This is a genomic window from Micromonospora sp. NPDC007230 (assembly GCF_042869115.1).
Lineage (GTDB): Bacteria > Actinomycetota > Actinomycetes > Mycobacteriales > Micromonosporaceae > Micromonospora.
In genome coordinates this window covers 98794-110357 of record NZ_JBIAFE010000027.1, presented here as the reverse complement: position 1 = coordinate 110357, position 11564 = coordinate 98794, and the positions used below count along the sequence as shown (strand labels likewise).

Here is an 11564-nt window from a genome sequence, read left to right as displayed (position 1 = left end):
CCGCACGCGCCTGCGTCTCATCGTCATACTTCTTCGGTGCTGGCATGATCCTCTCCCTGTTAGATCATGCCCTCCGGGAAACCCAGGCCGATTCATCCACCCCCACGCGCAGCACAGCACGGGCACACGCGGTCCGGGCCGCCTCACCCTCGACCAGCCGCAGCTTCCCGCTCACCGACTCAACGCCTCAACACCGATCCACAAAAACCGGCCCTCACCGCCGGCCCACGCCACCGGAACCCTCCCCGAGCCAACCCAAACGTGATGCGCCACGGGGTGAACACCGACACGCTTCCCGGCCTTGGAAAGCCGAAAACGTTCCACACAGGCCAATCTATGATCACTGATCATCGATAATCAAATCGGTTAGCCTCGATCGAACAAGCCGGTGTTGCATCCACCGCTGGCCGCACTCGGTCAGGTTGTGCAGTACTACGTGAAGGGCGTACGGAGCTTCATTGAACAGCAAGTCGGCGTGTCCATGCTGGCCATCGTGTTCGCTTTCGTGCTGGTGTGGCTTGCTGTCAACCTTCGACATTGGCCGGTGGCTACCCGCGTCGCCGGTGTGTTCATCGCGCTGGGCGCTGCTTTGAACGGCCTGGCCATCGCGCTCAACGGTCGGATGCCTTACGAACCCGCCGTGGCCGCCGCAGTGGGGGCCTGCGTCCGGGCCTGGCGACGCCCAAACGAATCTGCCGACGCCAACACACGGTTGCCGTTCCTCGGCGACACTATCCCGATCGCACCCCTGCACAAGGTCATCAGCCCTGGCGATGTCCTGATCAGCGGCGGCGCCTGCGCGATGGTCGTGCTGGCCATGTGTCGCCACCGGCGGGGACAATCTGTTCCGTCACAGACCGAGGGGGGTGAATCATGACTCTGGCTGTCAACTGGCGGCGCGTCATGCTGGCGATGTTCACGCTCGCATCGCTGGCACTGCTGCTCTACACGGTGGGCGCACCGCTGACGGAGGGAAGCTAGACGCTCGCCGGCTGGAGCACATCTGGGAGGTGCCCCAGCCGGCGCGCTTCTCTGCGTTCACCCGGAAGCCAGCTGAGGCAGCACGCGAACCACGTGCCGGACCGGGCGGGACGTGCGGTAGTCAGCCGGCCGACGCGTCGGCCCGCCGTACCACTTCGGCAGCGGTGCGGACCACGGCCCGGTCCAGCAGTCGGCCGTCGGCGTCGGTCGCCACACCGGAGCCACGACGTTCTGCCCGCTCCATCGCCTCCAGGACCGCCCGGGCGGACGCCAACTCGGCGGCGGTGGGGGCGAACACGTCGTTGATGACCGCGAGTTGTCCGGGGTGGATGGCGGTGCGGGCCCGGAAGCCCTGCCGGAGCAGGGCCCGGGTCGTCTGCTCCAGCCGGGCTGCATCGCGCAGCGTTGTCTCGACGGGCCCCACGGGAGGGGTGATCCCGGCTGCGGCCGAGGCGACGACGACCTGCGAGCGGATTGGGCCGAACTCCGCCCGGTCCGCCCCCGGCTGCAGCCCGAGCTCACCGGCCAGGTCCGCCTCGCCGATGCCGAGTCGGAGCACGCGTGGCGCGGCGGCCACCTGCGCCGCGGTGAGCACCCCTCGGGCGGTCTCGATCAGCGCCACCACCTGGAAGGTCGGCGCACCCGGGCCGAGCCGCCGCTCGGCCCGGGTGAGCGCCGCGTCGACCTCATGGAGCAGGTTCGGTTCGGCCTTGGGCACCCAGATACCCACCGCCGCCGCGGAGAGGACGGCGATGTCCGCCTCGATCTGGTCACTGTTGATCCTGACCCACAGGCCAGGCCCGTTCCGCGGGGCGGCGGCGAGGAACGCGCCGACCGTCTCACGGGCCTGCTCCTTGCGGGCCGCGATCACCGCGTCTTCGAGGTCGAGTACGAGCGCGTCAGCGCCCCGCCCGCTAGCCTTGTCCAGCAGGTCCGCCCGGTCGCCCGGCACGTACAGGTAACTGCGCGCCACCGTCTGCACTCCTCGCCTCCCTACCGCTGCGGCCGGGAGATGTACCGGCCGTGCGGCTCGCCGGCGACCTTGCCGTCGACGAGCACGTGCTCGCCGCGGACGAAGGTGTCGGTCACCTTGGCGGTCAGTCCGAAGCCCTCGAACGGCGTGTATTCCTGGGTCGACTCGGAGTCCTCGGCCCGAACCGTCCAGGTCACGTCCGGGTCCACCAGGCAGATGTCCGCGTCGTAGCCCTCGGCGATCGCGCCCTTGTGGTGCAGACCGAAGCGGTGGGCCGGGTTCCACGAGGTCAGCTCGGCCACCCGCTGGTACGACAGGCCGCGCCGGCTGCCCTCGGTGACCAGGCCGGGCAGCAGGTACTCGGCGCCGCCGAAGCCGGACTTCGCCACGAAGATGTCGTCGCGCGGCTCACCGAACTTCACCTCGTCCCGGCAGCAGGCGTGGTCGCTGACCACCCAGTCGATCTTGCCGTCCAGGACGTACTCCCAGAGTGCCTCGACGTCCTCGCGGGGGCGCAGCGGCGGGTTGACCTTGCCGCCGAGCCCGTGCGCGGTGCTGATGTCGGCCAGCAGGTGCCCGATTGTCACCTCCCGGCGGAAGTCGATGTGGGGGAACGCCTGTGCCATTCGCAGCGCCGCGTCGACGGCCTTGTACGAGGACAGGTGCAGCAGGTTGATCTTCGGCAGCCCGGTCTCGTGCGCCAGGTACGACGCGATCGACACGGCCAGCCCCTCCGAGTGCGGTGGCCGGGAGGCGTGATAGGCCTCCAGCCCTCGCAGCCTGCCCTCCTGCTCGACCTGCCTGGTGTAGGCGCTCATGATCTCGGCGGTCTCGCAGTGCAGCGACAGCGAGATGTCGTCGGCCAGCTCGGGGAACTGCTCACGGGCCGCCTGCACTCCGCGCATGACGAACTCGAAGTGGGCGTAGTCGTACCGCTCACCCTCCGGGATCATCAGGAATGAGTTCTGGTCGGCGGAGCGGCCGTGCAGCCCGTGGCTGCCGTAGAACATGAAGATCTTGAACGAGGTGACCCCGTGCTCCGCCACCAACTGCGGGATCTCGTTGATGTGCTCGCGCATCATCGGGGCCAGGTGGAAACCGTAGTCGATGTATGAGCGGCCCTCGGCGGCGGCGAGGACGTCCGGGAAGAAGTCGTCGTACCGGCCGCCGCGGTTGAGGTAGTACTGCCCGGTGCGCATGTAGTTCAGTGCGGTGGTCACGCCGCCCTGCACCGAGGCGCGGCTCTCCGACACGGTGTCCTCGCCCAGCGGGTTGTAGATGCCCCAGTGCTGGTGGGCGTCGACCACCCCGGGGAAGGCGAGCCGCCCCCCACCGTCGACCGCCCGGGCGGCCTCGCTCACCTCGATGTGTGGGGCGATTCGGCTGATCCGGCCGTCGGTGACAGCGACGTCCAGCAGCTCGGGTTCGGGCCGGTCGTGCCGGACGACGCGAATGTTGGTCAGCAGCAGGTCGAAGGTCGTCATGGGGGTGCTCCTCGTTGTCGGTTCAGCGGCTCGGCGCCACCGGCGCGGCGTCGGTGGCCCTCTCACACGTGATCAAGCTGGTCAGCTGCCGGACGTCGGGGGCCTGGTCCAGCCGGTGGACCTCCTCCTCGATCTGGGCGGCGATCTGCGCCGGCAGCCCGGCTGCGGTGTTGTGGTGGAACTTCACCGCCAGTTCGGCCTCGCTGAGCGGGCGTTGCGGCCCGCCGCGGTTGGCCAGGACCGCCTCGGTCCACTCCCGTCCGTCGCGGGTGACCACCCGCAGTAACGCTGGGAACTGGTTGGGGAAGATGGCGTCGCACCGTTCGTCGGGCACCACCTCGACCTTTGCCATCAGGGCCCGGCGGACCGGCTCACGGGCCAGGTCGTCGGTGAAGTCGGCCAGCCCGACGCCGAGCCCGCCGCCCCCGCACAGTCCGGCGGCGACCGCGTACGGGCCGCTGAACTGCGCCTCGTAGCCGGTCTGCGGGGCGCGCTTGCGTTCGATGGGTTGCCCGATGGTGCGGATCACCGGCGACGGCACGCCGAGTGTGATCGAGTCGATCTGGTCGATCGGCAGCCCCCGCTCCCGCAGCGCGATCGCCGCGTCGATCGCGGCGTGGGTGAAGTGGTTGGCCGGGTACGGCTTGAAGAAGATGCCGGGCACCGCCCAGTCGGTGTCGAGCCCTCGGACGACCTCGTCGGCGTCGAACTCGCCGCGCAGGAACGCCTGGAAGAAGCCGAACCGTCCCTCCAGCACCGTCGGTGGGCCGGTCACGCCGTGCCGGGCCAGCAGTGCCGCGCTGACCGCCGAATGCGCCGCCCAGCCACAGTGGATCCGTTTGACCGTGCCGCCGTTGCGGTTGGACTCGATCAGCCCGGCGGCCATCGAGGCGGCCACCCCGAGGGCGTCCAGGGTGCTGCCGGCGTCCAGCCTCAGCAGCCGGGCTGCGGCGACCGCTCCGCCGAGCGTCCCGCAGATCGAGGTGGCGTGCTGGCCGTGCTCGAAGAAGACCGAATTGCCGACGGTCCGGTCGTAGCCGGCCATGCCGAGGCGTACACACACCTCCAGGCCGACGGCGATGGCGGCGACCGTTTCTCGGCCGGACGCGCCGGCCAGTTCGGCGGCGGCGAGGGCGGCCGGCACCACCGACGCGCTGGGGTGCAGCACCGACGGCAGGTGCGTGTCGTCGTAGTCGAGGGAGTGCGCCAGCACGCCGTTGGCGAACGCCGCCAGCGCCGCGGGCACCCGCTCCGCCAGGCCGACCACCGAGGCCTGGCCCCGGCCGCCCTGCTCGGTGACGTACGCCAGGGCCGCCTGACTGGTCGGCAGCGGGTACGCCGCCACGCAGAGCCCGATGATGTCCAGCACCCGGGCGCGGACGCTGGCGACCACCTCGTCGGGGAGTGCGTCGGCGGGTGTGTCGGCGGCGAAGGCGGCCAGGCGCTGGCCCAGGGTGGGCTCAGTCACGGCTGATCACCGCCAGTGGACGCACCGGTGAGCCGGTGGCACCGTACAGCGGCAGCGGCGACATGATGAAGGTGAACTCGTACACCTCGTCGCGGGCGAGTTCCTCCAGCGCCAGCGTCTCGATCAGGTAGATGCCGTGTTCCACCAGGAGGATGCGGTGCGCCGGCAGCACGCTGTGTCCCTTGCCAGGCGGCAGGCACTCGAAGGCGATGGTGTCGGCTCCGGCGGCGTGTACCCGGCGTTCGGCCAGCCAGGTGGCACCGTCCGCGCCGATCCCGGGCACCCCGGACTCCTTCCCGATGTAGCGGGTGCGGTCCTCGTGGTCGAACAGCCGCCCCCAGCCGCTGCGGATGAGCACGACGTCGCCCGGTCCCACCGACGTGCCCTGCCGGCACACCGCGGCGTCGAGGTCGGCGTCCGTGATCTCGTAGCCGGCCGAGCAGCTCTCCTGCGCCAGCGCGCCCGGGATGTCGAGCAGGACGCCCCGGCGGACCATCGGCGCGACGGTGTGCACGCCCAACTCGTGGAACCGGCCGCCGACCTGCGCGGCGGTGGCGTCCACCCCGCCGTGCATCCGGCCGTTGTGGGACACGTGCGCGAGGGCATCGACGTGCGTGCCGACGTGGGTGCCCATCACCAGCAGGTCGTTGGCGGCGGAGCCGCCGTCGGGCCGGACCGTGTCGCCGTGCCGGCGCGGCAGGGTGATCCAGAACGGCGGGTGGTTCGGTGACTGCGGCATGCCGACGGTGAGCGGCCGGCCCAGGTCGTAGATCGTGACGCCGGCCTGCACGGCGTCGAGCAGGCTGTCGGCGGTTCTGGCAGTGGTGGCCACGGGGGTTCCTCGCGTTTCGGCTGTCATCTCGGCGTCGTCAGGCGACGATGTCGCGGGCTTTCAGGTCGGCGATCTCGGTCGGGTCGCAGCCGAGCTCGTCGACGAGCAGGGCGTCGGTGTCGGCACCGGGATCGCGGCCGGTGAACCGGATCCGGCCCGGGGTCTCCGACATCCGCCACATCACGTTGTGCATCCGCATCGGACCGAGGTCGGGGTCGTCGGCCACGGTGATCATCTCGGTGGCTTGGACGTGCGGATCCTCGACAATGTCCTTGGCGCTGTAGATCGGGGCGACGGCGGCGCCGACCTCGGCGAACGCCTGGGTCACCTCGTCGCGGGTGCGCTCACCGATCCAGGCGCCGACGTAGGCGTCGAGCTCGTCGGCGTGCGCCACCCGCCCGACGCCGGTACGGAACCAGGGCTCGTCGATCACCTCGGGGTGCCCGACCAACCGGAGGACCCGCTCGGCGATGGCCTGGGCGCTGGTGGACACGGCCACCCACGAACCGTCCTTGGTCCGATACGTGTTGCGGGGCGCGTTGTTGGTGGACCGGTTGCCCTGCCGCTGTTCCACCACCCCGAGCTGGTCGTAGACGGTGGGACCGGGACCGACGGCGGTCATGATCGGTTCCAGCAGGCTCATGTCGATGACCTGGCCCCGGCCGGAGCGTTCCCGGTGCCACAACGCCATCATCACCGCTGACGAGGTGGCGATCCCGCAGATGCTGTCAGCCAGCCCGAACGCGGGCAGCGTGGGCGGCCCGTCGGCGGTGCCGGTGAGGTGGGCGAAGCCGCTCATCGCCTCGGCCAGAGTGCCGAAGCCGGCGCGAGAGGCGTACGGCCCGGCCTGGCCGAAGCCGGTGATCCGGGCGATCACCAGACCGGGGTTGACCTGGTGCAGCCGTTCGGGGCCGATGCCCCACCGCTCCAGCGTGCCCGGGCGGAAGTTCTCCACCAGCACGTCGGCCCTGGCGGCTAGGCGCAGCAGCAGCGCCGCCCCCTCCGGCGCGGAGAGGCTCAGGCCAATCAGCCGCTTGTTGCGGGAGATCTCCTTCCACCACAGGGGATGGCCGTCCTTGGACTTGCCGTGCCCACGCATGCTGTCACCCATCCTCGGGTGCTCGATCTTGATCACCTCGGCGCCGAAGTCGCCGAGGATCTGACAGCACAGGGGCCCGGCGAGGATTGTCGAGACGTCCAGGACCCGCAGACCTGTCAGCGGTCCGTTGTTCACCCGTTCCACCTCCCCAGTCATCGCTCGGTTCAGCGGAAGACCATTCCGCCGAGCAGAAAATTTCGGTCGTACCTACTGGGTCAACGCCGTGCCGGTCGGCCTTCAACCGGCTCACCCGCGCGCTGCGCGGGCGCCCGGAAACCCAGCTCGGCGGAGATCTCCGCCGCCGCCGCGGCGACCAGGGCGCCGTGCCCGGCGCACACCTCGGGCGTGAACCGGTTCTGCGGTCCGCACAGCGAGATCGATCCGAACACCTGACCGGTGGAGTAGCGCACCGCCGCCGCCACGCTTCCCGCACCGCTCTGCCGCTCGCCCATGCTCACCGCGTACCCCTGGCGGCGGATCCGAGCCAGCTCGGCCCGCAGCCGCACCGGTGAGGTGATGGTGGACGGGGTGACCGCCTCCAGCGGCTGGTTGTCCAGATAGTCCTCGGCCTCCGCGTCGGACAGCGCGGCGAGGATGGCCTTGGACGACGACCCGGAGTGCAGCGGATGGCTGGTGCCCAGCGACACCGACATCCGCACCTCGTGCGGCGAGAGCACCTGGTCGATGTAGACCCGGTACCAGCCCTGCCGCACCGACAAGGTGGCCGTCTCACCACTGGTGCGCACCAGCCGGACCAGATACCGCCGGGCGATGTCCGGCACGTCCATGGCGCGCAGCGCGGCCAGCCCCACCGTCAGCGCGCCGGCGCCGAGCCGGTACCGCTTGGTCTCCTCGTCGAAGCTGAGGAACTCGTCGGCCACCAGCTCCTTGAGGATCCGGTGCGCGACCGCCTTCGGCAGCCCCAGCTCCCGGGCGATCGTCGACACGCCGAGGGTCTCCGGCGCCCGGGCGGCGATGATGTTGATGACATCAAGGGCACGTCCGAGGCCCGACCGGGTCCGGCTGGCGTCATTGTCAATGACGGGTGTCGTGGTCATCCTCAGTCCTTACTGTCGACGTAGGTGGGCGGGCAGCGCCGGGCGTCAGGTGGGTGCGACAGGTGTGCCGGCCGGCAGACCCTCGACCTGCCGGGGTCGTTCCACCGCGATGACCAGCGCCACCGAGGCGAGTACGACCACCCCGGCAACCACCTGCCGGCCGGTCAGCCTTTCATTCAGCATCATCATGCCGAGCAGCACCGCCACCACCGGATTGACGTACGCGTAGGTGGCGGCCAATTGCAGCGGCGCGTTTCGCAGCAACCAGGTGTAGACGCTGAAGCCCACGACGGTGCAGACCACCATCAGATAGGCCCAAGCCAGCCAGGAGCGGCCGGTCACCTCCGCCAGCCGCAACCGCCCCGCCTCGCCGCTGACCACGCTCGCCACCGCCACCGCCACCCCGCCGACGAGCATCTGCCACCCGGTGCCGACCAGATGGTCCGCCGGCGACCTCAGCCGCTGTGCCAGCGTCGAGCCCAGCGCCCACACCATCGTGGAGAGCACCACCAGCAGCATCCCGCCGAGGTGCCACTGCCCGGTCGGCGCCGCGAACAGCAGCGCCAGGCCGGCCACCCCGCCCAGTACGCCAACCGCCGCCAGCGACGACGGCCGCGGCCCGACGCCCAACCGGAGCACCAGCACCCACAGCGGCATGCCGGCCACCAGCAGCGAGGCCAGTCCAGTCGGGACGTACTGCTGACCCAGGGCCAGCAGCGCGCTTCCCGCCCCGACCATCAGCAGTCCACTGGCCACCACCCCGCCCCACTCGCCCCGCGCCGGCCGCAGCCCGACCCGTCCCCGCCGCGACGCCGCCACCGCGAACAGCAGCAGCGCCGCGGCCAGGAACCGCGCCGAGGTGCACACCATCGGAGGCAGGCTCTCCAGGGCCACCCGGTTGCCCAGGTAGGTCGAGCCCCAGAGCAGGTAGATCGCCGCGAGCCCGACGGCCAGCGCCACGGGGCCGGCAGGCCGCGGCGATGCCGCCACCGGCCTCGCCGTGGCGACACGGGACAGGTCAGCGGTGTCCATCGACCTGGATCGTCACCGGAGTGTTGCCCCGCAGGGCGTTCGAGTACGGGCACAGCTGGTCCGCCAGCGCCACCGCGCGCTCCAGGTCCGCCTGGGGGCACTCCGGCGCCGACACCTCCAGCACCACCGCGATGGCGTACCGGCCCGCATCGGTCTGCCCGAGGGAGACTGAGGCGGTGACCGTGGTCGGCCCCGGTTTCGCCCCCACCTGGCGGGCGGCGATGGCCAGCGCGCTGTCGAAGCAGGCCGCGTAACCGGCGGCGAAGAGTTCCTCGGGATCGGTGCCCGCCGCGTCCGGGCCCCGCTGGGCCGGCCGGGTGAGGTCGACCCGTAGCGACCCGGTCAACGACCGCGCCGCCCCGCCCCGCCCGCCCGACACCCGCACCGCCGCGGTGTAGATGACGTTCGCCGGGACCGCCGTCGCGGCCTCGGCCGGTGTCCCGATGCTCATGCCGGCCGCCCTTCCACGTCCGCCTGCACCTGCGCGGCCACTGCGTCGGCGAACGCCTCCGGCTGCTCGTCGGCGACGAAGTCCGTCCCGCCGGGGATGGTGACCAGCGGCGCGTGCGGCAGCGCGGCCCGCACCTGCGGCGTCATCCGGTCGAGCAGGTCGTCGGCTCCGTGCAGCAGCACGATGGGCAGCGCGTCCAACGCCGCGGTGTCCACGTGATGGTCGAAGACCGCCCGGTACGCCGTGGCGTAGTCCGGTCCGGTCAACAGGTACTCGGTGACCTGCCGGTTCGCCTCCTCCGGGGTCAGTCTCGGGTAGAGGCCGTACACCCGGTCCCAGATCACCCGCAGGTGCCCGCCGTCACGCGCCGGGAGGTAACCCGGGGCGTACGACCGCTTCTTCTCCGCCCGCTCCTGCTCGTCGTAGAGCGGGATACCCTGCAGGATCAGCCGGTGTACCCGCTGCGGGGCGCGCATCATCGCCTCGGCCCCGATGATCGCGCCGGTGTGCTGCCCGAGCAGGTGCAGCCGGGGCAGTCCGAGGGCGTCGGCGATCTGCCACACGGCGTCGGCGTATTCGGGAATGGACCAGGGGCGTGGCGGCGGGTCGGACATCCCGAACCCCGGCGTGTCCAGGGCGACGACCCGCAGGCCCCGCCGGGCCAGGGGCTCGACGACCGCGTCGTAGGTCGCCGAGGACAGCGGGGACTGGTGGAGGATCAGCAGTACCGGCCGGTCGGGGTCGCCGCCGTGGCGGTAGTGCACCTGTCCCCACGGCAGGTCGACGTATGCCCGGCGGGCCACCCCGCGCGCCCGGCTCACTTCGCCACCGCCATGGCCGCCATGATCTCGATGACGTGCTTGATGCCGGCGCGGTAGTCGTCCAGCCGGATGTGCTCGTTGGGGCCGTCCACCCCGGAATCGGCCCGGGACACGCCGATCCCGACGATCGGGCGGTCGGCGAGCACCCCCTGGTTGCCGATCCACTGGGTGTACGGCTCGACCACCGGCTCCGTCCCGTACACCCGGCGGGCCGCGTCGGCGACCAGCGCGACGAACGGATCGCGATGGTCGGTGATGTTGGGCTGGCTGGTGGCCATGACCTCGATGCGCAGGTCACCGAAGCCGGTCGCCGCCAAGTGGTCCCGGAGGCAGCCCAGCACCCGCTCCGGGTCCTGGCCCGGGACCAGCCGGATCTCCAGCTTCGCCGACGCGGTCGACGGGATGCCCAGCGTCACGTCGTCGCGCATGTCGCCGCCGGCAAAACCGGCGACGGTCAGCGTCGGCACGGTACGGATGGCCAGCGCCGCCTGCCGGTCGTCGAGGTCCCCGGTGAACCGCTCGACCTCGGCCCGCTTGCGGAGGAAGTCCCCGTCGAACGCCACATTCGCCAGCAGTTCCCGTTCCGCCTCGGTCGGCGGGCGGGCGTCGTCGGCGAAGCCGGGGATCGTCACCGTACCGTCAGGGCGCTGCAACTGGGCCAGGGCGGCGGCCAGCCGGGCCGTGGCGGCGGGCAGCAGCGCGGTGTTCTGGCTGGTCAGGTCCCGGGGCAGGGTCTGCGCGGTGAGCCGCAGGTAGAGCACGCCCTTCTCGCTGAGCTTGAGCAGCAGCCGGTCGTCGCCGTCGAGCCAGGAGTTCTCCCACAGCGCCGCGTCGCTGGCCAGCCGGCGGGCGTGCGCCCGCACGAAGGAGCCGAGGCCGGGGCTGTGCAGCCACTTCTTGCCCTCGAAGATGATCCTGCTGGTGACCGGCGGGGTGAGGCCGGCCAGCCGCCAGGCCGCCACCGCGTGGATCCGGGACATGACGACGCCCTTGTCGTCGGCCACGCCGCGGGCGTAGAGCCGCCCGTCGTGGATCTCCGCCGCGTACGGCGGGCTGATCCAGTCGGCGTCATCCCCGGCCGGCTCGACCTCCACGTCGTAGTGGGTGAAGTGCAGCAGGGCCGCCTCGCCGTCCCCGGGCACCTCGGCGAGCACGTACGGGTAGGACTGCTCCCAGGGGATTATCTCGGCGCTGCCGCCCCAGCGGCGTACCGAGCCGGCGATGAACTCGGCCGTGGCCGCCATCTGCTCCGGCTCCTGCCGGCGACTGCGGATGCGGCACAGCTGCTGTAACTCCTCGACGAACTCGTCGAAGTGCGCGTCGACCGCCGCCAGGGCGGCTGCGGTGTCAGGGTGTGGCATGCGG

At 71.3% G+C, this 11564-nt stretch carries 11 protein-coding genes; 1 reads left to right on the top strand and 10 read right to left on the bottom strand.

Annotated elements, in window-relative coordinates:
* The first annotated feature begins 388 nt into the window (after window positions 1-388).
* Window positions 389-877, top strand: a complete 489-nt coding sequence (locus tag ACFYML_RS30180) for a DUF5317 family protein (protein WP_387423844.1) — start codon at window positions 389-391, stop codon at window positions 875-877.
* 225 nt (window positions 878-1102) lie between these two features.
* Here ACFYML_RS30180 and ACFYML_RS30175 read toward each other — a convergent pair whose 3' ends face one another.
* The 10 genes from ACFYML_RS30175 to ACFYML_RS30130 all read right to left on the bottom strand — a co-directional run bounded on the left by ACFYML_RS30175 (window position 1103) and on the right by ACFYML_RS30130 (window position 11560).
* Entirely contained in the window at window positions 1103-1954 is an 852-nt protein-coding gene (locus ACFYML_RS30175; RefSeq protein WP_387423843.1) for an HpcH/HpaI aldolase/citrate lyase family protein, read from the bottom strand.
* A gap of 20 nt (window positions 1955-1974) precedes the next feature.
* Complete coding sequence (locus ACFYML_RS30170; protein ID WP_387423842.1) at window positions 1975-3438, bottom strand: dihydroorotase family protein; 1464 nt, start codon at window positions 3436-3438, stop codon at window positions 1975-1977.
* 22 nt (window positions 3439-3460) lie between these two features.
* A complete protein-coding gene (locus ACFYML_RS30165) occupies window positions 3461-4906 on the bottom strand; it encodes an MmgE/PrpD family protein (protein WP_387423841.1) in 1446 nt (481 codons plus the stop codon).
* Complete coding sequence (locus ACFYML_RS30160; RefSeq protein WP_357439237.1) at window positions 4899-5738, bottom strand: cyclase family protein; 840 nt, start codon at window positions 5736-5738, stop codon at window positions 4899-4901. Before ACFYML_RS30160 ends, ACFYML_RS30165 begins: the two co-directional genes overlap by 8 nt.
* Before the next feature lie 37 nt (window positions 5739-5775).
* The gene (locus tag ACFYML_RS30155) at window positions 5776-6972 is read right to left on the bottom strand and encodes a CaiB/BaiF CoA transferase family protein (protein ID WP_387423840.1); all 1197 of its coding nucleotides are present in this window, start codon (window positions 6970-6972) and stop codon (window positions 5776-5778) included.
* An 80-nt stretch (window positions 6973-7052) separates the two neighbouring features.
* Window positions 7053-7895 (bottom strand): IclR family transcriptional regulator, encoded by an 843-nt coding sequence (locus ACFYML_RS30150; protein WP_357439231.1) that lies wholly within the window; start codon window positions 7893-7895, stop codon window positions 7053-7055.
* 45 nt (window positions 7896-7940) lie between these two features.
* A complete protein-coding gene (locus tag ACFYML_RS30145; protein ID WP_357439229.1) occupies window positions 7941-8927 on the bottom strand; it encodes an EamA family transporter in 987 nt (328 codons plus the stop codon).
* Entirely contained in the window at window positions 8914-9378 is a 465-nt protein-coding gene (locus ACFYML_RS30140) for an Ohr family peroxiredoxin (protein WP_357439226.1), read from the bottom strand. Before ACFYML_RS30140 ends, ACFYML_RS30145 begins: the two co-directional genes overlap by 14 nt.
* On the bottom strand, window positions 9375-10199 hold the full coding sequence (locus tag ACFYML_RS30135) for an alpha/beta fold hydrolase (protein ID WP_387423839.1): 825 nt from the start codon (window positions 10197-10199) through the stop codon (window positions 9375-9377). The genes ACFYML_RS30140 and ACFYML_RS30135 overlap by 4 nt, the downstream gene beginning before the upstream one ends.
* Window positions 10196-11560, bottom strand: a complete 1365-nt coding sequence (locus ACFYML_RS30130) for a M20/M25/M40 family metallo-hydrolase (protein ID WP_357439220.1) — start codon at window positions 11558-11560, stop codon at window positions 10196-10198. Before ACFYML_RS30130 ends, ACFYML_RS30135 begins: the two co-directional genes overlap by 4 nt.
* Between the last annotated feature and the right edge of the window lie 4 nt (window positions 11561-11564).